This is a genomic window from Vibrio intestinalis (assembly GCF_025195085.2).
GTDB lineage: Bacteria > Pseudomonadota > Gammaproteobacteria > Enterobacterales > Vibrionaceae > Vibrio > Vibrio intestinalis.
In genome coordinates this window covers 944,008-966,424 of the sequence record NZ_JANAVY020000001.1, presented here as the reverse complement: position 1 = coordinate 966,424, position 22,417 = coordinate 944,008, and the positions used below count along the sequence as shown (strand labels likewise).

At 44.5% G+C, this 22,417-nt stretch carries 22 protein-coding genes; 13 read left to right on the top strand and 9 right to left on the bottom strand.

From position 1 onward, the window contains the following. Positions 1 to 209: 209 nt before the first annotated feature. Positions 210 to 1,037, bottom strand: coding sequence for an SDR family oxidoreductase (locus MU515_RS04350; protein WP_260259123.1), 828 nt, complete (start codon positions 1,035 to 1,037; stop codon positions 210 to 212). A 45-nt stretch (positions 1,038 to 1,082) separates the two neighbouring features. Further along, on the bottom strand, positions 1,083 to 1,997 hold the full coding sequence (locus MU515_RS04345; RefSeq protein WP_260259122.1) for a TIGR01777 family oxidoreductase: 915 nt from the start codon (positions 1,995 to 1,997) through the stop codon (positions 1,083 to 1,085). A 251-nt stretch (positions 1,998 to 2,248) separates the two neighbouring features. Between MU515_RS04345 and MU515_RS04340 the strand changes: the two genes are divergently transcribed. From MU515_RS04340 to yfcE, 5 genes are read left to right on the top strand one after another with little or no spacing between them, the layout of a single operon-like run. After that, entirely contained in the window at positions 2,249 to 2,983 is a 735-nt protein-coding gene (locus tag MU515_RS04340; RefSeq protein ID WP_260259121.1) for a DUF1538 domain-containing protein, read from the top strand. Then, the gene (locus MU515_RS04335; protein ID WP_260259120.1) at positions 2,983 to 3,771 is read left to right on the top strand and encodes a DUF1538 domain-containing protein; all 789 of its coding nucleotides are present in this window, start codon (positions 2,983 to 2,985) and stop codon (positions 3,769 to 3,771) included. Before MU515_RS04340 ends, MU515_RS04335 begins: the two co-directional genes overlap by 1 nt. Beyond that, positions 3,761 to 4,111 (top strand): P-II family nitrogen regulator, encoded by a 351-nt coding sequence (locus MU515_RS04330; RefSeq protein WP_260259119.1) that lies wholly within the window; start codon positions 3,761 to 3,763, stop codon positions 4,109 to 4,111. The genes MU515_RS04335 and MU515_RS04330 overlap by 11 nt, the downstream gene beginning before the upstream one ends. Continuing rightward, complete coding sequence (locus tag MU515_RS04325; RefSeq protein ID WP_260259118.1) at positions 4,108 to 4,515, top strand: CBS domain-containing protein; 408 nt, start codon at positions 4,108 to 4,110, stop codon at positions 4,513 to 4,515. The genes MU515_RS04330 and MU515_RS04325 overlap by 4 nt, the downstream gene beginning before the upstream one ends. A gap of 39 nt (positions 4,516 to 4,554) precedes the next feature. Further along, positions 4,555 to 5,103: a phosphodiesterase gene (gene yfcE, locus MU515_RS04320; RefSeq protein ID WP_260259116.1), complete on the top strand. Its 549-nt coding sequence runs from the start codon at positions 4,555 to 4,557 to the stop codon at positions 5,101 to 5,103. Between the two features lie 4 nt (positions 5,104 to 5,107). On the opposite strand, the gene MU515_RS04315 is transcribed toward yfcE, so the two are convergent. Genes MU515_RS04315 through MU515_RS04300 form a run of 4 tightly spaced genes read right to left on the bottom strand, consistent with a single transcriptional unit; the run spans position 5,108 to position 7,568 of the window. Then, positions 5,108 to 5,386: an Rdx family protein gene (locus MU515_RS04315; RefSeq protein ID WP_260259114.1), complete on the bottom strand. Its 279-nt coding sequence runs from the start codon at positions 5,384 to 5,386 to the stop codon at positions 5,108 to 5,110. Between the two features lie 7 nt (positions 5,387 to 5,393). Continuing rightward, positions 5,394 to 6,149: a sulfite exporter TauE/SafE family protein gene (locus tag MU515_RS04310; protein ID WP_260259113.1), complete on the bottom strand. Its 756-nt coding sequence runs from the start codon at positions 6,147 to 6,149 to the stop codon at positions 5,394 to 5,396. Positions 6,150 to 6,193: 44 nt separating this feature from the next. Then, on the bottom strand, positions 6,194 to 6,709 hold the full coding sequence (locus MU515_RS04305; RefSeq protein WP_260259112.1) for a regulatory protein ToxS: 516 nt from the start codon (positions 6,707 to 6,709) through the stop codon (positions 6,194 to 6,196). Between the two features lie 10 nt (positions 6,710 to 6,719). After that, entirely contained in the window at positions 6,720 to 7,568 is an 849-nt protein-coding gene (locus MU515_RS04300) for a winged helix-turn-helix domain-containing protein (protein WP_260259111.1), read from the bottom strand. Between the two features lie 350 nt (positions 7,569 to 7,918). Here MU515_RS04300 and htpG point away from each other — a divergent pair, with 350 nt between their 5' ends. The 3 genes from htpG to hemH all read left to right on the top strand — a co-directional run bounded on the left by htpG (position 7,919) and on the right by hemH (position 12,026). Beyond that, on the top strand, positions 7,919 to 9,823 hold the full coding sequence (gene htpG, locus MU515_RS04295; protein WP_260259110.1) for a molecular chaperone HtpG: 1,905 nt from the start codon (positions 7,919 to 7,921) through the stop codon (positions 9,821 to 9,823). Between the two features lie 321 nt (positions 9,824 to 10,144). Continuing rightward, complete coding sequence (gene adk, locus MU515_RS04290) at positions 10,145 to 10,789, top strand: adenylate kinase (RefSeq protein ID WP_260259109.1); 645 nt, start codon at positions 10,145 to 10,147, stop codon at positions 10,787 to 10,789. Positions 10,790 to 11,072: 283 nt separating this feature from the next. Next, on the top strand, positions 11,073 to 12,026 hold the full coding sequence (gene hemH, locus MU515_RS04285; RefSeq protein WP_260259108.1) for a ferrochelatase: 954 nt from the start codon (positions 11,073 to 11,075) through the stop codon (positions 12,024 to 12,026). 75 nt (positions 12,027 to 12,101) lie between these two features. Here hemH and MU515_RS04280 read toward each other — a convergent pair whose 3' ends face one another. Further along, positions 12,102 to 12,914, bottom strand: a complete 813-nt coding sequence (locus tag MU515_RS04280) for an alpha/beta hydrolase (RefSeq protein ID WP_260259106.1) — start codon at positions 12,912 to 12,914, stop codon at positions 12,102 to 12,104. Between the two features lie 194 nt (positions 12,915 to 13,108). On the opposite strand from MU515_RS04280, the gene MU515_RS04275 reads away from it, so the two are divergent. Then, positions 13,109 to 13,990: an AraC family transcriptional regulator gene (locus tag MU515_RS04275; RefSeq protein WP_260259105.1), complete on the top strand. Its 882-nt coding sequence runs from the start codon at positions 13,109 to 13,111 to the stop codon at positions 13,988 to 13,990. Positions 13,991 to 14,058: 68 nt separating this feature from the next. Here the strand turns inward: MU515_RS04275 and MU515_RS04270 are convergent, their stop codons facing one another. Together MU515_RS04270 and MU515_RS04265 are read right to left on the bottom strand one after the other, a co-directional pair. Next, positions 14,059 to 14,502 (bottom strand): DUF411 domain-containing protein, encoded by a 444-nt coding sequence (locus MU515_RS04270; RefSeq protein ID WP_260259104.1) that lies wholly within the window; start codon positions 14,500 to 14,502, stop codon positions 14,059 to 14,061. An 8-nt stretch (positions 14,503 to 14,510) separates the two neighbouring features. Further along, positions 14,511 to 17,201 (bottom strand): heavy metal translocating P-type ATPase, encoded by a 2,691-nt coding sequence (locus MU515_RS04265; RefSeq protein WP_260259103.1) that lies wholly within the window; start codon positions 17,199 to 17,201, stop codon positions 14,511 to 14,513. 477 nt (positions 17,202 to 17,678) lie between these two features. Here MU515_RS04265 and MU515_RS04260 point away from each other — a divergent pair, with 477 nt between their 5' ends. The 4 genes from MU515_RS04260 to MU515_RS04245 all read left to right on the top strand — a co-directional run bounded on the left by MU515_RS04260 (position 17,679) and on the right by MU515_RS04245 (position 22,377). Beyond that, positions 17,679 to 18,740 carry a porin gene (locus MU515_RS04260; protein WP_260259102.1) on the top strand — a complete coding sequence of 354 codons (1,062 nt, stop codon included), beginning with the start codon at positions 17,679 to 17,681 and terminating at the stop codon, positions 18,738 to 18,740. 108 nt (positions 18,741 to 18,848) lie between these two features. Then, positions 18,849 to 19,484 (top strand): DUF2057 family protein, encoded by a 636-nt coding sequence (locus tag MU515_RS04255; protein WP_260259101.1) that lies wholly within the window; start codon positions 18,849 to 18,851, stop codon positions 19,482 to 19,484. Positions 19,485 to 19,605: 121 nt separating this feature from the next. Beyond that, the gene (gene gltX, locus MU515_RS04250) at positions 19,606 to 21,033 is read left to right on the top strand and encodes a glutamate--tRNA ligase (RefSeq protein ID WP_260259100.1); all 1,428 of its coding nucleotides are present in this window, start codon (positions 19,606 to 19,608) and stop codon (positions 21,031 to 21,033) included. A gap of 381 nt (positions 21,034 to 21,414) precedes the next feature. Beyond that, entirely contained in the window at positions 21,415 to 22,377 is a 963-nt protein-coding gene (locus MU515_RS04245; protein WP_260259098.1) for an OmpA family protein, read from the top strand. The last annotated feature ends 40 nt before the right edge of the window (positions 22,378 to 22,417 follow it).

The window sequence follows — 22,417 nt, the reverse complement described above, 5'->3', positions numbered from 1 at the left end:
ACGGATGTGAAGTGACAAACAAAAACGCCATCAAAAATGTGATGGCGTTTAGCAAGCGAAGGTGTTCATATTACGAGAAACAGAGTTAGCGCAACACTCACACACAGCCAATTTAATTGATTTAGTGACATGCAATCTTACCGAATGAGACGCTGGGTAGTGACTTCATTGTTAATAGTAGAGTGCAATTGTTACGTTAAAATGACACCTTAAGCGGCTTTGGCAAGAATTTTGTCGAGTAAGCGCGTTGGCAATAAGCGCTTCAAAACAGCAAATACTTTGGTCGGTTTTGTTACGCGATAACGAATCTTAGCTTGCTTTGCTTCTAAGGCGTGTATTAGGGGCGCAACACATGACGACGGTGGCAAAACAAAGGCGTTGTTTGAGTTTTCTTTTCCTAATCGCGCGATTTGTTGTTGGTATTGCGCTGAATGAACGCTGTTCTCGATGTTTATCCATTTCTTGAAAGCTGCTAGGGCATTGGCTCTAAAGGCGGTTTCTATCGGGCCGGGTTCAATTAGACTGATTTGAATTTCGGTGTCTAAAAGTTCTAACCTCATGGTGTCTGTCCAACCCTCTAAGGCGAATTTAGAGGCGTTATAAGCACCGCGATACTTCATTGCCGCAAAGCCAAGCACAGAACTGTTTTGTATGATCCGGCCGTGATTTTGCGCGCGCATTGCCGGCAAAACCTCTTGGACTAGCTGATGCCAACCAAAAAAATTAGTTTCAAATTGCTCTCTCAGTGCTTGCGTTGGGAGATCTTCTAAGGCGCCAGGCTGACCATAAGCACCGTTATTAAATAGGGCATACAGCTTCCCTTCAGTGATTTTAAGGGTTTGTTGCACGCCGCTAGAGATACTGTCGCTATCAGCGAGATCAAGCTGGATACAGGTGAGTCCTTCTTGCCGTAACTTGATGACATCTTCTTCTTTTCGACATGACGCTATGACCTGATAGCCACGTTTGTGTAACGCGTGAGCAGCCTCATAGCCGATACCCGTTGAGCAACCGGTAATTAAAATCGCTTTCGACATTTATCTTCCCTTAACCGAAGTCCTTAAGCGGTTAAGAGTAAAGGATTATTCGTGATGTTGTAAGATGTTTTTCAGTGCTGGTTCTAGGCGTGAATAGCTAAAAATAAAACCAAGTTCAGTGAGTTTTTTCGGTTTTGCGCGCACACTATCAAACAGCAGTTCTGAGCTTTCACCCATGGCTAATTTAAGTGCCCATTTGGGCGTAAACAGAATGTGTGGTCGTTTTAATACTTTGGCTAAGGTTCTACTAAAGTTTCGGTTGGTGACTGGATGAGGAGCACAGAGGTTAAAATCACCATGGGCATGTTCTGTTTCGAGCAGATACACTATGCCGCGCACCATATCGAGCAGATGAATCCAAGGTAAGAACTGCTCCCCTGAACCAATGGGGCCACCTAAGCCCAACTTATAAGGAGGCACCATTTTTGCCAATGCGCCGCCATGGCAGCCGAGTACGATTCCAGTACGTAAAATACAGACCCGAGTTTGCTCTGAACTCGCGCGATTGGCGATCTCTTCCCATTTAACACAAACCTGATGAGAAAAGTGCTGGCTGTGAACTTGTAGGCTTTCATCGAATGGGTGATCTTGCTGATCGCCGTAATAGCCAACGGCAGAACCACTAATAAATACGGCAGGAGGTGTGGTGCTTGCATGTATTAGGCTGACCAGTTTCTCAGTAACAGTCCAACGGCTATCACAGATCTCTTTCTTTTGCTTTTGACTCCAGCGTTTGTCGGCAATGGGCTCACCGGCGAGGTTTATCACCGCTTGATAATCATTGAGATCATGCAGGTCATTGAGATGGGAGATATAAGTAATATTGCCTAGATCGGCATGATTGATCGCTTGCTTGGCTCTATCGGGTGAACGAGTAAGTAACACCACCTCATGAGTGGTTAAGTGTTTAAGAAGTTCTTTGCCGATGAATCCTGTGCCGCCAGTCAATAAAATTTTCATTACAACCTCCCTGTCTGATTTCTAATTATAGCGATTTAAATTCAAATCGGATCATTGGCTTACATAAGTGTGTTAAATCTCAATAGAGATAGGGCCACGGGTGAGTATAGAGTCACAGAATTAATATTTTGTTACATATTGAGTGCGTGACGCTGTGCTCATCACAAACCAGTGGCTGGTTGTTTGGCAAGATAAATACAAACGGTGAAGGAATACACCGAATTCTTATTGCTCAGTTGATGGAGAAGCCTATGCAAGCACTGACCGCGTTAATCAAAGCTATGTTCGGTAGTTTACGCGACTTGCTGCCCATCATTGTTGTCATTGGTTTTTTCCAAATTGTGGTCTTGCAAGAGCCACTACCGAATCTGCTATCGATCGCTTTTGGTTTAATGTTGGTAGTCCTCGGGTTAACGTTTTTTATCTTTGGACTTGAAATGGGGTTATTCCCCATTGGTGAAACCATGGCACAGGCCTTTGCTCGAAAAGGCAGTGTGGTTTGGCTTTTGCTCTTTGCCTTCTGTTTGGGGTTTGGCACGACAGTGGCTGAGCCTGCATTGACCGCTATTGCAGATGAAGCGGCAGAAGTAGCGGCGGAAGGCGGCATGATAGCCAATCAACTTGAGGCGAGAGAGTCGTATTCCAATGGCCTTCGATTAACTGTGGCGTTATCGGTCGGGTTTGCGATTGTCTTGGGCGTACTGAGAATTCTCAAAGGGTGGCCGATTCACTATCTGATCATCGGTGGCTATGTCGGGGTGGTGATTCTCACCGGATTCGCACCGGAGAGTATTATCGGCGTGGCTTATGACTCTGGCGGTGTTACCACTTCAACCATTACTGTTCCTTTAGTTACGGCTTTGGGGGTGGGTTTGGCCTCCTCCATTAAAGGCCGTAATCCAATGATTGATGGTTTTGGCTTAATTGCATTTGCCTCTTTGTTACCCATGATGTTTGTCATGGTCTACGGTATGGTGGTGGCCTAATGTTTGAGCAGTTCTTAGCCACGTTTCTCGATACCATCACCGATGTGGTGCCCATCGCCACGATTATCTTTGGTTTTCAGTTTGCGGTTTTACGCCGACCAGTCACCAATTTACCTAAGGTCATTCTTGGTTTCCTCTACGTTATTTTAGGCTTGTCGCTGTTTTTAATGGGGCTGGAGCTTGCATTGTTTCCACTGGGTGAGACGATGGCTCAGCAGCTTACCGAGCCTGAATTTCTGACTGAAATGCGCATTAGTGTTAGCCAGTCGCTTACTTGGGCGGACTACTACTGGGTGTATTTGTTCGCATTTTGTATTGGTTTTAGCACGACCATTGCAGAGCCATCACTCATCGCGGTGGCGATAAAAGCTAATCAAGTTTCTGGTGGCAGTATTCGCGTTAATGGCCTGCGTATTGCTGTTGCACTTGGGGTTGCTATTGGCATTTCTCTTGGCAGTTACCGCATTGTGGTGGGAGACCCTATTCATTACTACATCATCGTCGGCTACGTGGTGGTGGTGATACAAACGTTTTACGCCCCTAAGCTTATCATTCCGCTCGCGTATGACTCTGGCGGCGTGACGACTTCAACGGTGACTGTACCTTTAGTTGCCGCATTGGGTTTAGGGTTGGCGTCGACCGTTCCGGGGCGTAACCCGATGATAGATGGCTTTGGCTTGATTGCTTTTGCCAGTCTATTTCCGATCATTTCAGTGATGGCCTATGCCCAAATCACTCAATGGTTGAATAAAGAATCTAATCAAGAGGAAAAGGAAAATGCGCTTTAAGCTGATATTGGCCTTTGTTGAAGATGGTAAGACAGATGCAGTGCTAGATGCCGCCCGTGATGCGGGGGCTACTGGGGCTACAGTGATTAACAATGCCCGAGGGCAAGGATTAAATCAAAAGCGAACCTTCTTTGGCCTGACTCTCAAAGTACAGAAAGATGTGATTTTGTTTGTGGTGGAAGAGCATCTATCGCGGCACATTTTAGAAACCATCAGTGAGGTAGGGGAATTTGATCAAGAGTCTGGTCAAGGCATTGCGATTCAAATCGATATTGAAGACGCGGTTGGTGTTGCTCACCAAGTCGAAAAGTTAACTAAAGTGGTTGAGGATGAATTATGACAGCACAACCTATTACTCGAGTGAGAGATGTGATGGCTGCAACGTATGTATTAGTTGATGGCCTGATAACAGTCCAAGAAGGGATTCAAACCGCACGGCAAAATGAAGTGAAGGCGCTGGTGGTGAATAAGCGCAATCAAGATGATGAGTTTGGTTTAGTGCTAATGAATGATATTGCCAAAAAAGTATTGGCGCAGAACCGCTCTGCTGAGCGAACCAACATTTACGAGATCATGACGAAGCCAGCACTTTGCGTAGACCCAGAGATGAACGTGAAATATTGCGCGCGCCTGTTTGAGCGCTTCGGCATCAGCCGTGCTCCCGTGATAGAGAATGGCAACGTGATAGGTATGGTCAGTTACAACAACATCGTTATTAACGGCATGGCTCGTGACGAGGATTAACGTTAGAATAGCCTCAATTATTTTGAGGAGAGTGGTGTTGTGAATTTATTTTTTGCCTCAGATCTGCACGGTAGTTTACCGGCAACCGAGAGAGTGATCGCTGAGTTTGAAAAATCCGGTATTGAGACCTTAGTGCTGGTGGGTGATGTACTTAACCATGGTCCAAGAAACCCTGTTCCAGAAGGTTATAACCCGCCCGCAGTGGCTGAGTTACTCAATCAATATGCGGATCGTATTATTGCCGTGCGTGGTAATTGCGATAGCGAAGTGGATCAAATGCTGTTGTCATTCCCAATGATGACAGATTACGTTTGGGTACTATTACCCACAGGGCAGCGTTTATTCGTCACCCATGGTCATTTGTATAACAGCGCTAAGCGCCCACCACTAAAACAAGGCGATGTTATTGTGCATGGTCATACACATATACCAGTCGCAGAGCTTGATGGTGAGCAGTTTATTTTTAACCCGGGGTCAGTGACCTTTCCACGTAATGGTCATGCTGCAAGTTATGGCTTGCTTGAAAATAACATCATCAAAGTGGTGAGCTTTGAAGGTGACACACTGGTAGAAACCTCGCTAAGTTAGGTTTCTATTTGCTGTCTGAATGGCCCAGATCGCGCTCTGGGTCAATGATATCTCTAACTCTTTGCTTTAGAACTTTCGCTTCAGGAAAGCCGCCATCTGTTTTTCTTTCCCAAATCAGTTGACCGTTGCAATGAATCTCGAATCGGCCACCAGTATCAGGGTGCAAAGAAATACTGTCTATTTCTTCACTGAACGTATGCAGCAGCTCTTGGCTTAGCCAAGTAGAGCGAAGCATCCAATTGCATTGTCGGCAGTAGTAAATATTGATAATTGCTTTGTCCATAAATCCTCTAAATCAGCAGTTTTAGTCCAACCAGTAATGTTAAAACCTCAAAGCACACTTTGATTACTTGGTTGCTATAGCGAGTGGAAAGGTAAGCGCCAAGGCTGCCACCAAAGAAAGAGCCTAATAATAGAATCGGTAGCCAAGGCCAATATATAGGTGCACCAGCTTGGGCGACGGCTGCGCCGCCAATGCCATTCCAAAATAGGCCAACGCAAATCATCGTCAATGCCACCGCTTGTTTATAGCTGTAGCCAAACCAACGCACTAGAAACAGTGTGACTAATAGGCCAGAGCCAGCGGTCAGTGAACCGTTGATGATGCCAATCAGCATTAGGCCTACACCACCCATTATCCAACCTAAGTTATCTCGATGGATAGGGTGCTCAGATTGGCCAAGCTGCTTTTTACAGCGAGAATAGATGCCTAGCGCGAGAATCATTGCGCCCAACATTTTCTCGGCAATCTGTTCAGGGATAAGAAGGATGATATTAGCGCCAATCACTACGCCAATGCTGCCGACCAAAATGACGTATAAGGCGTGATTGAGTTGAATGGTCTTTTGCTTGATGTGAGTGGCCGCTGCGCCTAACCCTAGAGCGACGCTTGCGACTTTATGGGTCGCTAAAGCAACCGAAAAGGGTAGCCCTAAAAATAGCAGTAAAGGGAACTGCAATAAGCCAGCTCCCCCGCCAGAAAGGGCAGCAAGAGTGTTTGCAGAGAGTGAGCCGATAAATAGCCCAAAGGAGTTAATCCAATCCATGGTAAATAAAAAGGGAGCGTCGTGCTCCCTTGTATCATTGAGTGCTAGTTAGAGAAAAGTACCGTAGAACCGTGACTTAGGCTAGTCAAAAGTAACGTCTTTTCATTAACAATATCAATGCGGCGGCTTTGCTGCGCGTCCATTTTGAAGATTTGGGTGATCAGTTTTAACTGAACTGGCGTGAAGTCTTTGGTTTGCGCCGAAGAGACATCTTTAAACTGCGTCGGTGAAATGAGCAGATAGTTATCACTGATTTCCCAATCGCCAGTTTCGGATATATTGATTACGCCATCGCTTTGCTTATCGCTTGAGTATAAACGTACGGTTGCAACGCGAATGTATGTTCCGTTCGGCAAGTACTTCACATTGGATACCACATCAACACGACGCAATGGGCCGACCGCATCCTCTTGCATGTCGCCATTGATAAACGTCACCATCTTCGATTGCCACTCTTTTGAGGTGATGGTTTTTTCAACTTGAATATCGCTGCCCCAGTAGATCCAACTACTAAATAGTGCAGAAAGTGCAAGTAGGGCTAAGGCCATTTTTTGATTCATTTTACACTCCCTACTGACACAAATCGGCTAAGTTGTCTTGTTCAGAAAAAATACGAACAGTAACGTTTTCCCCGGAATGTTCGAGACGGTGAATATAGTTCAGAACTAGCTGATTGTTTTGTCCGCCAGTGGCGATGACTTCTACCGGAGCAACACTGCCTGAGTGCGCGTGGTTGTATCGGTTTACACAACGTTCAATCACAGGTTGCCAAGACGAAAGGTCTGGATGGTTAACTGGAGTTTTCACTTCAACATTATCGTAAACCGCTAGCTGTCTAAATTGTGACTCGATTGGACGATCGACAATTAGCGCTAATAAAGGCAATGCTAACGCGATAGCTATCGCCGCTTTAATCAGTCGAGGCTTTTGATTAGCGGGGTTCTTTTCAGCAGCAACGGCAGGAATTTCAACTTCACGCTCGATATCTTCGGCTAAGTTGATTTCTGGCTCTGGTGCGCTTTCTACGATCTCATCTTCTGTTTGCTCAAGTGGTGATTCATCACCGCTCATGATCGGAGTGGTGCGCTCAACAGAACAAATAAGCTGATAACCGCGTTTAGGCACGGTTTTAACGAACTCAGGTGATTTGGTTGAGTCTTTTAGCAGCTTACGTAAAGTAGAGATAGCTTGAGTTAAGCTAGAGTCATCCACTTCAAAGCCTTGTTCACGCCAAACAAAATCATGCAGATCATTGCGAGAAATGACTTGGTTAGGCTTCTCACAAAGTAGTAAAAGGATGCGACTCTCATTACTGCCAAGGCGAATGACTTCTTCGTGTTGCTGTTCAAGCAGCGAATTGGTGTTTGGATCGAACGTAAATGTGTTCGCAAGATTAAACTTAGTACCGATATTACTCATTTAGTTTGGCCTTATGGAAGGTCTTAAATATCACCCGAAAGAGTCTCAGTTTTATATGATGAATTATTACGCCGTAGGATAGTCAATTGAAATTCAAAAAAACACTGTTTTTATAATTTTTGACTTCGCATTATTATGGTGTTTTAGCCAATAAAATACGGCGAATGCCCATCCAGAGAATTGCTGTCGAGTAGCGGCAGGATAGACAATTGAAAATCAAAAAAACATTGTTTTTATAATTTTTGACCTTGAATTTACATTTCTCACCCTCATGTTTATTAACAATCATCATCCTATGCGCCCAAGAGTTATTCTAGGAGCCTGATAAGTATAGATGTTATGGAGTAAACATGAGCGAAACCGCAAATCACAACAAAGAAACTCGTGGCTTTCAGTCTGAAGTAAAACAGCTGCTTCATTTAATGATCCACTCACTGTACTCAAACAAAGAGATCTTTTTGCGTGAGTTGATTTCTAACGCTTCTGACGCGTCAGATAAATTACGTTTTCAAGCGTTATCAAATGCAGACTTGTATCAAGGTGATGCAGATCTTGGTGTAAAACTGACGTTTGACGAACAATCCAACACGTTAACCATTTCTGATAATGGTATTGGTATGAGCCGCGAAGATGTGATTGAACATCTTGGTACAATTGCTAAATCGGGTACGGCTGAATTTTTCTCAAAACTGTCTGAAGACCAGAGCAAAGACTCTCAGCTAATCGGTCAGTTTGGTGTTGGTTTCTACTCAGCATTTATTGTGGCGGATGCGGTAACGGTGCGCACTCGTGCTGCTGGTCTTAACGCTGACCAAGCGGTGCAATGGCACTCTGCGGGTGAAGGCGAGTACACCATTGAAGACATTAGCAAAGAAACTCGCGGTACTGATATCGTGCTTCACATGCGTGAAGAAGGTAAAGAATTCCTAAACGAATGGCGCCTACGTGAAGTGATTGGTAAGTACTCTGATCACATTGGTATTCCTGTCTCAATTCAAACCGCAGAGCGTGATGAAGAAGGCAAAGAAACCGGCGAGAAAAAGTGGGAGCAAATCAACAAAGCTCAAGCCCTTTGGACGCGTAACAAATCTGATATCACTGACGAAGAGTATCAAGAATTTTATAAGCACGTTTCGCACGATTTTGCTGATCCGCTATTGTGGAGTCACAACCGCGTAGAAGGTAAAAACGACTACACAAGCTTGCTTTACATCCCGGCTAAAGCGCCTTGGGATATGATGAACCGTGACCATAAATCTGGTCTGAAGCTGTACGTGCAGCGCGTATTCATCATGGATGATGCTGAGCAGTTTATGCCATCTTACTTACGTTTCGTGCGTGGTTTGATTGATTCCAACGACCTACCGTTAAACGTATCGCGTGAAATTCTACAAGACAATAAAGTGACTCAATCACTGCGTAATGCTTGTACTAAACGCGTGCTGACTGTGCTTGAGCGCATGGCTAAGAACGATGAAGAGAAATACCAATCGTTCTGGAAAGAGTTTGGCCTAGTGTTAAAAGAAGGCCCAGCGGAAGATATGGCGAACAAAGAAAAAGTGGCTGCGCTACTTCGCTTTGCGTCAACATCTACTGAGACTTCTGATCAAACTGTTGGTCTAAACGGCTACGTTGAGCGCATGAAAGAAGGTCAAGATAAGATCTACTTCTTAACCGCAGATAGCTACGCAGCGGCGAAGAACAGCCCACACTTGGAGCAGTTCAAAGCAAAAGGCATTGAAGTTATCTTAATGTTTGACCGCATTGATGAGTGGTTGATGAACTACTTGACTGAATTTGATGGCAAGCAGTTCCAGTCGATCACCAAAGCGGGTCTTGATCTAACCCAATTCGAAGACGAAGCGGATAAAGAAAAACAGAAAGAGACCGAAGAAGAGTTCAAATCGGTTGTTGATCGTACTAAAGAGTACTTGGGTGAGCGTGTTAAAGAAGTACGCACAACTTTCAAACTCGCGACCACACCTGCGGTTGTCGTCACTGATGACTTTGATATGGGCACACAAATGGCTAAGCTGTTAGAAGCGGCAGGCCAAGCGGCACCTGAAGTGAAGTACATCTTTGAAATTAACCCAAACCATGAACTGGTTAAGCGTATGGCTGATGAAGCTGACGAAGAAGCCTTTGGCCGTTGGGTTGAAGTTCTACTTGGTCAAGCGATGCTTGCTGAGCGTGGTTCGATGGAAGATCCTTCTCAGTTCTTGGGTGCAATTAATACACTTTTGACTAAGGTGTAATTCCCTAACAGGTATGAAAAAGCTCGCATTTTGCGGGCTTTTTGTTTGATGTTCGCGCAAAGTGGCGCAATATCGTTAAATCAATATATGCTTTGCTTTATCTCGGACGTGCTAAACATTCTTTAGTCTTATTTGAGTCGTCGCCACGCTAATTTGTGGTAGAATTGCAGGCTTGAATGTGAGTAATAAGGCGTGTATTTTGCTCGCCGAAACATAACGCCCAACGATTGGGTATATACCGAAACTTACCGTCGCCTTGCTCGCGTAAGCACAAAGGATTGTGAGCTTCGGTATACATTTTAAAACAAAAGAGGATATAACATGCGCATCATTCTTCTAGGTGCTCCAGGTGCAGGTAAAGGCACACAAGCAAATTTCATCATGGATAAATACGGTATTCCGCAAATCTCTACTGGTGACATGCTACGTGCTGCTATCAAAGCAGGTACTGAGCTTGGTAAACAAGCGAAAGCTGTTATTGACGCTGGTCAGCTAGTTTCTGATGAAATCATCCTAGGCCTAATCAAAGAGCGTATCGCTCAAGACGATTGTGAAAAAGGCTTCCTATTAGATGGTTTCCCACGCACTATCCCACAGGCTGATGGCCTAAAAGAAATGGGTGTTGACGTTGATTACGTTATCGAATTCGACGTTGCTGACGATGTAATCGTAGAGCGCATGGCTGGTCGTCGTGCTCACCTTCCTTCTGGTCGTACATACCACGTTGTGTACAACCCGCCAAAAGTTGAAGGCAAAGATGACGTAACAGGTGAAGACCTAGTTGTACGTGATGACGACAAAGAAGAGACAGTACGTGCTCGTCTAGGCGTTTACCACGATCAAACTGCACCGCTAATCTCTTACTACGGTAAAGAAGCAGAAGCTGGCAACACTAAGTACCTAAAATTCGACGGTACTAAAGCAGTTGCTGAAGTAAGTGCAGACATCGAAAAAGCACTAGCGTAATTTTATATCTCATAAAATTTGCTATAGTGAAGGCGGCCTTAGGGTCGCTTTTTTTATGCAAGGAAAATGATCTAACGTACTGAATGTGCGTACTTTAGGTCTAGATGTTCTTAAATCTAGACGTTCTTGAATTTAGAATAGACAAATAACGATAAATGAAGGCTCACGGCCTTTGTATAATAAAGTGTGACAGTGTTAGCCGCACGTTTGAACTTATCAAACGAATCGAATAGGAAGAGAAGCGTTTCGCACAGTGCTTCTTAAAAACGCGAATTTGAATACGATGAAAAACAACAAAAAACAAGGCGTATTGCTGGTTAACCTAGGCACGCCAGATGCACCAACCGCTCCGGCTGTGAAACGATTTCTAAAACAGTTTCTTAGTGATAAACGTGTGGTCGATCTTACAGACTTGCTTTGGCAGCCAATATTGCAAGGTGTCATTTTGCCTGTTCGTTCACCTAAAGTCGCGAAACTATACCAAAGTGTGTGGTTTGATGATGGCTCGCCGTTGATGGTTTATTCAAAACGCCAACAGGCTAAATTAGCTGAAAAAGTGGATATGCCTGTCGCTTTAGGCATGACTTATGGCAATCCAAGCATGCAAGATGGCTTTGAGGTGCTAATGAGCCAAGGCGTTGAAGAAGTGATTGTGTTGCCGCTATTCCCACAATATTCAGGCACAACCACAGGCGCAGTTTCAGATGCCATGACATTGGCTTTTAAAAACATGCCAGTGCTACCGGGTTATCGTTTGATCCGAGATTATTATGATCATCCACTGTACATCAAAGCACTAGCCGAGAGCGTGCGTCGCTCTTGGGCTGAAAAGGGCCAAGCGGATTACTTGCTTTGCTCTTACCATGGTATCCCTAAGCGCTATGCTGATAATGGAGATATTTACCCGCAGCATTGCCAACGTACCACTGAATTACTCAAGCAAGAGCTCGGTTTGAATGATGATCAAATCGGCATGACCTACCAATCTCGTTTTGGCCGCGAAGAGTGGCTGCAGCCATACACGGATAAAACGCTGGAAACACTGCCAGCTAAAGGCATTAAGTCACTGGATATTATGACACCTGCTTTCTCGGCTGATTGCTTAGAAACATTGGAAGAGATCTCAGAAGAGTGCCAAGAGATTTTCTTAGAAAGTGGCGGCGAGAATTTTACCTTTATTCCATGCCTGAATGACGATGATTTACACATCGACATGATGGTCGATTTGGTCAGCTAGTCACTTGCTCAGCGAACAAATGAATGAAAACGCCCAGCATAGCTGGGCGTTTTGTCGTTTATAGGCAGACGGAGTTTATTTGGCCGAGTCGAACTTATTCTTGAAGAATAACATTTGGTATTGAATTGCGTTGTCCCAGTAAACCCAAGTGTGGCCTCCCGGACGTTCAGTGTAGTCGTGGTCCAGTTCCAATTGCTGTAGCTTAGTGTGCAGCTCACGGTTCGAATTAATAAAGAAGTCATCGATGCCGCAATCAATCGTGATGTTGATGTCTTTGAAAATCAGCTTGTGTGCCATGTTTTTAATCGCACGGTTGTCCCAGTTAGTTGGGTGCTTATCGTAGTCACCAAACACTTCTTCTAAACCCCAGTTATAGCGGAAATCTTTGGGTTCAAAGCCACCGCTAATGCTGCCAATGTTACCAAAGGTATCCAAATTATTGAGCGCAACGTTAAACGCGCCGTAACCTCCCATACTTAAACCCGTAATGGCGCGTTGCGTTTTTTCAGCTTTAGTGCTGAAGTGTTTATCGATGTACTCAACCACTTCTTGGCCAACGTAAGTTTGGTAGTTAGAGCGCTTTTTAACTGGGCTATCGATGTACCATTTGTCGTAATTGCCCTCAGGTAAAACAATTATTACGTCATGGATATCGGCTTGCTTCGCGATGCTGGTATTCTCGTGCCAAACTTTGTAGTCACCACTCCAGCCATGTAGGACATAAACAACTGGGTAATCTTGCTGCTGGTTGTAACCATCAGGAAGGATAACCGTCGCTTTGTGATTATCAGGCGTGTTCTTGCTAGCAATGTCGACAGTATCAATTTGGAATGCGTTTGCTGCGTGGCTAGCTAATAGGGTTGAGATAATAACGGCAAGTTTTTTCATAATGACCTCTCTTTTCTGTTGAGCTCATTACATCAATTGATAGCGAAGGAAACTTGTCGTTTTGAATCAAGCTTTTCCTATATTTAGCCAGCCGAAATGAAGTGTGATCGGTTTATCATATCGCATGTTGTCATGTTAATATGATATTGATAGTTATCATATCTCATACGTCAAAATGCATATTAAGGATTGATATGTCAGCGGTTTTTGAAGTTCTCAATATTCACTCTTCACGCTCTTTAACTTGTCGAAGTTATCAAGGTGTAGACTTCTTTTGTCCTTTTCATCTTCATCCTGAACTGGAAATGGTGTTCATTGAAACCGGTTATGTGGAATCGTTTATTGGTAATCAAAAGCAAGTACTGAAAAGTGGTGAGTTACAGTTGATTGGCGCGAATGTTCCTCATTCATTTAAGCTTGATTGTGAGGCTAAAGAGTCATTGCTTTCTAAATATATTCATATTGAGCAAAACTGTTTAGCGACGTTAAAGCACATTGCCGAATTCGAGTTTGTAGAGCAATTGCTGATTCAGTTTAGCCGAGGAGCCGTGTACCAATTGGATCACACCATGACGCAGCACTATTTCACCGTGTTTGAAAAGCAAGGGGTAGAAAGGTTATTGGCGATATTGTCTCTGTTTATTGAGCTTCTCAAGCAACAGCCAGTGCGGTTGGCGAGCGATAACTATTTGTTGTGTGACAAATCGAATCAGGTGATGAACTTTATTATGCTCAACGCTGCTGACGACCTCTCGTTATCCCAAGTGGCCTATCAGCTGAATATGTCCACATCGACCCTTAACCGAACACTAAAAAAGAGTCTTGGAATGAGTTATGTTGAGTTTGTTAACCATACTCGAATTAATCTTGCTTGCGATTCCCTTAGAGAGGGGAGCGAGACCATTACTCAAGTCGCGCTGAACTCAGGTTTTAAGTCTTCCAGTCAGTTTAATAAAGTATTCAAACAAACCCTTAAAATTTCCCCAAGGGAATATCGAGAAAGCTATCGTGACATCGTGCCCCAAGAGTTAAAAAACCAAAACGAACTCATATGGGATGTGGGTGAGCATTGCTAGATTGGCATAAAAACGCCCAGCATGGCTGGGCGTTTTAGCATTACGTTATCTTGATGAGACAATCGTGATTATTGATTGCCTTCATAATGGCGGTATTCAAATACTTGGCCATGCTCGTTGTAAGCATACACTGAGTAGGCGTGTTTCTCGTCGCCATACTCCATTCCCGGAGAACCCATTGGCATGCCCGGTACAGCAAGGCCTTTGGCATTTTTCGGTGGGTTCGCAAGAAACGCCTTGATGTCTTCTGCTGGGATATGCCCTTCAAACACATAGCCGCCAATTTCTGCGGTATGACAAGAGGCGAGTTTAGGTGCTAGGCCAAGCTCTTGTTTTACGGCATTCATATCATCATGCAGTTTTTCTTCAACAGTAAATCCTGCCTCTTGCATGTGTTTTGTCCATTCTGAGCAGCAACCACAGTATGGAGATTTGTGGTTGATAACATCAGCAGCGTAAGCAGTGCCTGCGGTGCCTAATAGCACGGCCAAAGTGATGGTTTTAAGAGCCATAATAACCTCTACGAACGATAAGTCGTTTCAAATAATCTTAGTCTATTTGCATTGCTCACCACAGTAATTGAAGAAAGTGCCATGGCAGCTCCTGCAACGACTGGGCTAAGTAAAAAGCCAAACGCAGGGAAGAGAACGCCCGCTGCGATTGGAATGCCTAGAGAGTTGTATACAAACGCTCCAAACAAATTCTGTTTCATGTTTTTCACCGTGGCTTTAGAAAGCTCAATCGCTTTCACAACCGACATAGGCGAAGAGTTAAGCAGTGTCATTTGCGCACTTTCAATCGCCACATCACTGCCGCTGCCCATTGCGATACCGATGTTAGCCAGCGCGAGGGCAGGAGCATCGTTAACGCCATCACCAATCATGGCAACGGTATTGCCTTGTTGCTGCAGCTTCTCAATGTGTTGCGCTTTTTCATCCGGTAATACTTGAGAGATGACTTGTTCAATACCCAATTGAGCGGCTATCGATGAAGCCACGGAATGGTTGTCGCCGGTAAGCATCACAGGGGTGATATTGAGTGCGAGTAGCGCTTGAACTGCTTGTTTTGCATCTGACTTAATAGGGTCGGTGATAGCAATAATACCTTGAGCTATGTTGTCGACGGTGACGACGACTGGCGTCCAAACTTGTTGTTCGCATTGCGCTATTGCATCAGAAAATGCGCTTAAATCAACATCGGTTTTCATTGCTTGAGAAAGTGACACCACAGCAACCGCTTTGCCTTGCCAGACGCCAGTTACGCCTTTACCGCGTAAGTTATTAAACTGCTCAATATGGGCAAACTCAGTGCTGATTTGCTTTGCATTGGTAACAATCGCTTTCGCAATAGGGTGCTCGGAATGTTGTTCTAGTCCGGCTGCGAGCAGCAGTAAATCTTGTTCTGAGCCGTTCAGTGCGAATACACTTTCAACACTCGGCGTGCCTTGAGTGAGAGTGCCCGTTTTATCAAAGACCACGGTGTCTATTTTGCTAGCTGATTGCAGTACGTCGGCGTCACGGATCAAAATGCCGAGTTCCGCTGCTTTACCAACACCAACGGTGACAGACAACGGTGTTGCCAAACCTAATGCGCAAGGGCAGGCAATGATAAGAACCGTCGTTGCGACCACTAACATGTAACTGGCTTTAGGCTCTGGGCCTACGGCAAACCAAATACCCGCGGCAATGATCGCAATGGCGACCACAACTGGAACGAATACTGATGAAATTTGGTCAGCAAGTTTGGCTATCGCGGGTTTGCTGCTTTGCGCTTGGCGAACCATTTGGATGATGCGTGCTAGCATAGTTTCACTGCCCACACCTGTGGCTGTGATAACTAAGCCACCATCTTGGTTGAGCGTACCGGCAGAAATGGTATCGCCAGTTTGTTTCTCCACCGGCATAGGTTCACCGGTCAACATTGATTCGTCCACGTAAGAGTGGCCATTTGAAATCACGCCATCAACCGGAATCTTTTCGCCTGGTTTGATGCGAATGTTCATGCCTTGTTGAATCTGCTCCACATCAATCTCTTGATCCTCAGACTCCGTTACTAAGGTCGCTTTGCTTGGTTGTAGATCTATTAAAGCTTGTAGTGACTGAGTGGTTTTGGCCTTTGCTTTGGCCTCTATATAGTGGCCTAGTGAAATTAGACCAATAATCATCGCACTGGCCTCAAAATAGACATGACGAGAGGCTTCAGGGAACCATTGTGGCATGGCGACGACCAAAATAGAGAACAACCAAGCTGCGCCAGTGCCAAGTGCGACTAGGGTATCCATGGTTGCACGGCCATGAGTGAGGGATTGCCATGCATTAGTAAAGAAGCTTCGACCTGCGGTTGCGAGTAATGCGAAACAAACCGCGCCCACAATCCCCCAAATCAATTGGTCATTTGGGTTGCGGATCATCATATTACCGCCAAATACGCCCCAAGCCATTAAAGGTCCGCCGACAATTAAACCAAACCAAGCACTGCGCTTATGGTGTTGCTGAGTCGCTAACTGTTGCTCTAATTGCTTTTGTTGCTGGGTTTTGGCATCCGCCAATACTTGGGCTTGGTAACCCGCATTTGCAACGGCACTGGTCAATGCCGTTTGTTCTAGGCCCGCGTTACTCCATACAATCGCTGACTGTTCTGCCAAGTTAACCTGTACTTTGTTCACTCCACTAACGCTTGCCAAAGACTTCTCGACCGAAGCCACGCAGCTTGCGCAAGTCATTCCGCCAATCAGTAAGTTGGTTTTTATGTCGGATTCGGTTGTCGCTGCGGTTTGTGGAGTAGGCTCAGTTTGTTGTTGGGATTCAACAACGTCTTCTTGAACCGCTAAATCTGTTGTCGCGTGGTAGCCGCATTCTTCAACCATGGCAATAATTTGCTGATCTTGTAATGAGGTGGAAAGCTCAAGCTGAGTTTTAGAAACCTTTACTTTGCTTATATAAGGAGAGGCTTCTAAATGTTCAGTTAGCTTTTTTACACATTTACAGCAGCTCAAACCAGATAAGCTAAATTGGCGCTCTTCACCTGCTTGATAACCTAAAGACTCGATCTGCTGTTGTAATTGAGAAAACGAAGCCTCGGTTTGCAACTGAATATGAGTTGGCGATAGCTGGTCGATAACGACTGAAAAATGTTCATTTAGCAGGCGTTCTACTTTTCGCGCACAGCCCATGCAATTAAGACCGTGTAGTGAGATGTCATATTGATACATGGTTAAATCCCCAAACTTTGACTGTTGCTGAGGATAAACCTTTCCTCAAGGGGAAGGTCAAGCGGCTTGTTTCACTTTTCTTCTGTTTGAATTTTTCTTTGAGTTAGAGGGATTTTGACGTTTTTTCTTGCGACTCATCTCAAGGTTTTTTTAGGTGAATTATAAAGTTCCGTCAATTCTTCAAAAAGTTGCGTGATGCATATAACGAAGTTGGCGCGATTTGGCTACAAAGTGACAGCGAAAAACTAAATTGTCGTTTTTATATTTTTATAAATGAATTTAAGGTGTTGATTTTAAAGTGTTTATGTTTGTTTTGTTTTCTTCATTTTGAAGCTGATCAGATTCTAATTGGGTTAATTTTTTGTCGATAAAAAAGTTTGCCAACATGCTCCCCGTCCATAAATCGTTCCCCTCGAATCCAACAAGCAAGGAGAGGGGAACGGAAAAACAACTAAAAAACATAAAGGGGTTAATTTTATGTCTCACTTTAAGAAAACACTTCTAGGCGCGGCTATTGCAGCTACTACCATGGCCGCTGGTAGTGCTAACGCTTACATGCTTGGCGATCCAAATGACGCGAACGTAGAAGTGTATGGTGTGGTCTCTATCTCAGCAGTGGATTATGGCGCAAAGAAATTTGATGACCAAGGCAACGAAGTTACGGCTGATGGCATGGTATTCGAAAACGAATCTCGTGTTGGTTTCCGCGCAGCTAAAACGATGACTGATGATGTTGAAGCATTCATGCAAATCGAATCAGGCTGGGTATTGGATGACGGTGCCAAGCTAGGTAACCGTGATACTTTCGTTGGTTTCCGTGGTGAAGATTGGGGTTCAGTTCGTTTTGGTCGTATGTTGACACCAATGTATGAGTTGGTTGACTGGCCTTACTCTGCGTCTAACCTAGGTGAAACATTTGACCGTGGTTGGCGTGCAGGTGAGCGCTTCAACTTTGACCGTAAGAGCCAAATGGGTCGTTACGATTCGCCAATGTTTGGTGATATGGTGAAATTCAGTCTAGCTGCTGGTAACGGTAGCTCAAATGAAAAAGATTCAGACTTCTACGGTGGTTCTGTATCGGTAACTCCGCATGAGAAAATTACTCTGCATGCTGCGTTCGAAACGGCTGATCAAACTGATTTTGATGACAACATCACAGGTGATACTTCAGCTTACTTCGGTGGCGTTGAATTCCGCCTAACGGACAACTGGAATGTGCTAGGTGCATACAAGTCTGCTGACTTCGAAGCAACAGATACCACTTCTTACAAAGAGCGTGAGATCACGGCATACTCTCTACAAACCAACTACTACATGGGCGACATGAACTTCCGTTTAGGTTACGCCGATCAGCAAGGTGACACTGATAACCTAAGTGATGATGGTCTAGATTTCACAACCATCAGTGGTGAACTAGGTTACTCATTCAACTCTGTGTACACCTTCCTACGTTTAGCGCAGCATAGCGGTTACTACAGCCATAATGGTGAAGAGTACGACAACTTCATGGTACGTATCGGTACTGAGTGGACGTTCTAATTCTGTGTTAGACAGTAATTATTATTTAGTTCTTTAATTTTATCCCTCTCTTTGCAAAAGGAGAGGGATGTTTTGCTTGTAGACGGGTTACGTTTTGGGAGAAATAGAATGAAAAAAATCATCGCAGTGGCGCTTTGTTTGGTAAGCGCAATGGCACACGCTCAAGTTACGATTAAAACCGATAATCGAGTAGAGATATTGGCGGTCAATCAAGCTATTAACCAAGTGCCTCATAAAGGGAAAGGCGATCTGAAAATCGCCAATGGTGTCAATCAACTGTTGGTTCGAGTGACAGCTTTGGTTGATAGTAACGGTGGTAAGAAGAAATTTAACTCTTTACCTATGGTGGTGTTATTTGAAGCCAATGATCAGGTTTTAGAGTTGCAAACTCCTTTTGCGATGCGTGATGAGCGCGCAATCGAGAAGTTTCAGCAACAGCCGTCGGTGAGTATTACCAGTAATGGTCAGGCTGTACCTTACACTATGGGCGTCATCCATGATCAAACGTTCGCATTGATTAAGGATTACGATGAAATGTTGGCGGGCTATAACCAGTCAGGTGAGGCGGCGGCGATTCAAGCTAAGCCGAAAGCAGAGCCTCTAGTGCTACCTGTGGTCAATCACCAAGAAATAAAAGCGGGTACAGCTTCTGTTGAGGCAAGTATTGAGCAGCAATATTTAGCGCTAACCCCAGAGCAACGTCAGGCATTTATCTCTTGGGCTGTCAAACATATCAACCAATAACTGATTATAAAATGTTAATCGCCCCTAGCGCCTTATGTCCCTTGGGTATAAAATAACGCCCAATTTTAGTGCCGATGTCAGTGACATCGGCGCGGTCATATAGACAATCAAGGTATTTTACATGACGGTTAAAACTCGTTTTGCTCCTAGCCCAACTGGCTACCTTCACGTTGGTGGTGCTCGTACAGCACTTTACTCTTGGCTTTTCGCAAAGAACCAAGGCGGTGAATTCGTTCTACGTATCGAAGATACGGATCTAGAACGTAACTCTCAAGAAGCGGTTGATGCAATCATTGAAGGCATGCAATGGATGGGTCTAGAGTGGAATGAAGGTCCTTACTTCCAATCTAAGCGTTTTGACCGTTACAACGAAATGGTTGATAAGCTACTTGCAGAAGACAAAGCGTACAAATGTTACGCGTCAAAAGAGCTGCTTGAAGAAATTCGTGCAGAGCAAGAAGCAAATAAAGAAATGCCTCGTTACGATGCAAACCACCCTAAAGTCGTTGCGGCAAATGCAGCAGCGAAAGAAGGCGATGCGTTTGTGGTTCGTTTCCGTAACCCTAAAGAAGGCAGCGTAGTATTTGATGACCAAATCCGTGGCCGTATTGAGATTTCAAACAGCCAACTGGATGATTTGATCATCCGTCGTACAGATGGCGCGCCAACTTACAACTTCGTGGTTGTAGTTGATGACTGGGATATGGGCATTACTCACGTTGTGCGTGGTGAAGACCACATCAACAACACCCCTCGTCAAATTAACATCTATGAAGCGCTAGGCGCACCTGTACCTGTGTTTGCGCACTGTGCAATGATTCTAGGTGATGACGGTGCGAAACTGTCTAAGCGTCATGGCGCTGTATCAGTAATGCAGTACCGGGATGAAGGCTACCTACCAAACGCACTAAACAACTACTTAGTACGTCTTGGCTGGTCTCACGGTGACCAAGAAATTTTCTCTCAAGAAGAGATGATCAACTTGTTCAGCCTTGATGCTATTTCTAAGTCAGCATCGGCATTTAACACTGATAAGCTATTGTGGCTAAACAACCATTACATTAAGACGTCAGATCCAGCTTATGTCGCTGAGCACCTACAATGGCACCTAGATCAACAAAAACTAGACGTAACAAACGGCCCAGCGATCACTGAAGTGATCAAGCTAGTGGGTGAGCGTTGTAATACGCTAGTAGAGCTTGCTGAGCAAATCCGTTACTTCTACGAAGATTTTGCAGAGTTCGAAGCTGGCGCAGCGAAGAAACACTTACGTGGTGTTGCTAAAGAGCCTCTAGAACTGGCACTTGCTAAAGTTGAAGCGCTAGAAGCGTGGGAAACTGTAAGCATCAAAGACAACGTAATCGCAGCGGTATGTGAAGAGCTAGAAATCGGCATGGGTAAAATCGGTATGCCACTTCGCGTAGCGGTTACTGGTGGTGGTCAATCTCCTTCAGTAGACGCAGTTATGGAGCTTGTTGGTAAAGAGCGTTGTATTGCTCGTATCAAAATGGCATTGGCATTTATTGCTGAGCGCGAAGCTAACGCGTAATCAAAAAGTAATAACCGCAAGAAATGTGACGAGACCGCAGCTATTGAGCTGCGGTTTTTTTATGCCGCGAAAATTTTTGGAATTATTCTCAGCGCTGAACTAATTTTACTGAGTCACAGGTGAGAAATTGCATAAGGTTAAGATGGGTAATCAAAGAGGTACCGGCCATGATTGTTTGGTTTCGAACCTTTCAGCACAGACGTGCTGTTTTACCATTTGCCTTATCTTTCCTCCTCTATTTGAGCGAACAAACTCGACATAGTTTCTTCTTGTTGCGGACTAACGATATTTAATCGCAGCAGAAGAGAGTGAACAACCAAGTTTATTGCCGGATTGGCATAACAACTTGCTCAAGTAAAAAGATGGATTAAGGATTTCATGATGAAGAAACTAGCAGTGGTAATCTCAGCATCGCTATGCCTAGCAGCTGGCGGAGCATTAGCAAACCCATATTTAGGTGCAAAAGTTGGTAAGTCCTGGTTGGATAATGAATGCTTCAATGGGCAATCTTGTGATTCTGAGGATGTTACTTTTGGTGTTCTAGGCGGATTTCATGTGTGGGATTTTATATCCCTTGAGGCAGGTTATGATCATTTAGGTAAATTTACTGCCGCAGGCTTAAATGATGACAAGATTGATGCTTTTACTCTTGCACCTAAGTTTACCGCTCCGATTAACGACCAATTTAACTTCTTTAGTAAATTAGGTGGTGCCTATGTCAATATTGGTGATGAAGATGATGCATCATTTATGGTTGGCCTAGGGCTTGAATATAAAGCGATGGAAAACGGTATTGTTCGTCTCGATTACCAATCTTTAACCGATATGAATAATAATGTCCGTCGTATGATCGGTAACACGGTGACATTAGGTTTTGTGTATGAGTTTGGTCAATCAGAGCCAGCACCTGTGCCGGTTGTGGTAGAAGAAGAAATGGTGGAAGAGGTCGTTGTAGAAGAGCCAGTCGTAATGACGAAAACCTTTACCACGTCACTTCTGGATACTGAAACCTTTGCGCTTAACAGCTCAGAGCTTAAAGCTGAAAGTGCGGCTAAGCTGGATGAATTCGTTAAGCTATTGATGGAGTTTCCGCAAGCAATGGTTGAAGTTGTAGGGCATACCGATTCGTCAGGTGCTGCTGAGTATAACCAAATATTGTCTGAGAAGCGTGCACAAGCTGTGGCGGATGCATTAGCTAATCAAGGTATCGATCCTGCGCGCATTAGTGTGAGAGGTGAAGGTGAAGATAACCCTGTCGCGTCAAACAGCACTCGTGAAGGCCGTGCGCAAAACCGCCGTGTTGATGTAACAATCCCTGAGTTTGAGTATCAAGTTCAGCAATAAAAAGTGAACAGCATAATAAAAGCCTCGCCAGTTTATGATT

Bases quoted from the DNA above. Each gene is read 5' to 3' on its own strand.
- MU515_RS04350 (WP_260259123.1), bottom strand. From the start codon at position 1,037: ATGTCGAAAGCGATTTTAATTACCGGTTGCTCAACGGGTATCGGCTAT.
- MU515_RS04345 (WP_260259122.1), bottom strand. From the start codon at position 1,997: ATGAAAATTTTATTGACTGGCGGCACAGGATTCATCGGCAAAGAACTT.
- MU515_RS04340 (WP_260259121.1), top strand. From the start codon at position 2,249: ATGCAAGCACTGACCGCGTTAATCAAAGCTATGTTCGGTAGTTTACGC.
- MU515_RS04335 (WP_260259120.1), top strand. From the start codon at position 2,983: ATGTTTGAGCAGTTCTTAGCCACGTTTCTCGATACCATCACCGATGTG.
- MU515_RS04330 (WP_260259119.1), top strand. From the start codon at position 3,761: ATGCGCTTTAAGCTGATATTGGCCTTTGTTGAAGATGGTAAGACAGAT.
- MU515_RS04325 (WP_260259118.1), top strand. From the start codon at position 4,108: ATGACAGCACAACCTATTACTCGAGTGAGAGATGTGATGGCTGCAACG.
- MU515_RS04315 (WP_260259114.1), bottom strand. From the start codon at position 5,386: ATGGACAAAGCAATTATCAATATTTACTACTGCCGACAATGCAATTGG.
- MU515_RS04310 (WP_260259113.1), bottom strand. From the start codon at position 6,149: ATGGATTGGATTAACTCCTTTGGGCTATTTATCGGCTCACTCTCTGCA.
- MU515_RS04305 (WP_260259112.1), bottom strand. From the start codon at position 6,709: ATGAATCAAAAAATGGCCTTAGCCCTACTTGCACTTTCTGCACTATTT.
- MU515_RS04300 (WP_260259111.1), bottom strand. From the start codon at position 7,568: ATGAGTAATATCGGTACTAAGTTTAATCTTGCGAACACATTTACGTTC.
- htpG (WP_260259110.1), top strand. From the start codon at position 7,919: ATGAGCGAAACCGCAAATCACAACAAAGAAACTCGTGGCTTTCAGTCT.
- adk (WP_260259109.1), top strand. From the start codon at position 10,145: ATGCGCATCATTCTTCTAGGTGCTCCAGGTGCAGGTAAAGGCACACAA.
- hemH (WP_260259108.1), top strand. From the start codon at position 11,073: ATGAAAAACAACAAAAAACAAGGCGTATTGCTGGTTAACCTAGGCACG.
- MU515_RS04280 (WP_260259106.1), bottom strand. From the start codon at position 12,914: ATGAAAAAACTTGCCGTTATTATCTCAACCCTATTAGCTAGCCACGCA.
- MU515_RS04275 (WP_260259105.1), top strand. From the start codon at position 13,109: ATGTCAGCGGTTTTTGAAGTTCTCAATATTCACTCTTCACGCTCTTTA.
- MU515_RS04270 (WP_260259104.1), bottom strand. From the start codon at position 14,502: ATGGCTCTTAAAACCATCACTTTGGCCGTGCTATTAGGCACCGCAGGC.
- MU515_RS04265 (WP_260259103.1), bottom strand. From the start codon at position 17,201: ATGTATCAATATGACATCTCACTACACGGTCTTAATTGCATGGGCTGT.
- MU515_RS04260 (WP_260259102.1), top strand. From the start codon at position 17,679: ATGTCTCACTTTAAGAAAACACTTCTAGGCGCGGCTATTGCAGCTACT.
- MU515_RS04255 (WP_260259101.1), top strand. From the start codon at position 18,849: ATGAAAAAAATCATCGCAGTGGCGCTTTGTTTGGTAAGCGCAATGGCA.
- gltX (WP_260259100.1), top strand. From the start codon at position 19,606: ATGACGGTTAAAACTCGTTTTGCTCCTAGCCCAACTGGCTACCTTCAC.
- MU515_RS04245 (WP_260259098.1), top strand. From the start codon at position 21,415: ATGAAGAAACTAGCAGTGGTAATCTCAGCATCGCTATGCCTAGCAGCT.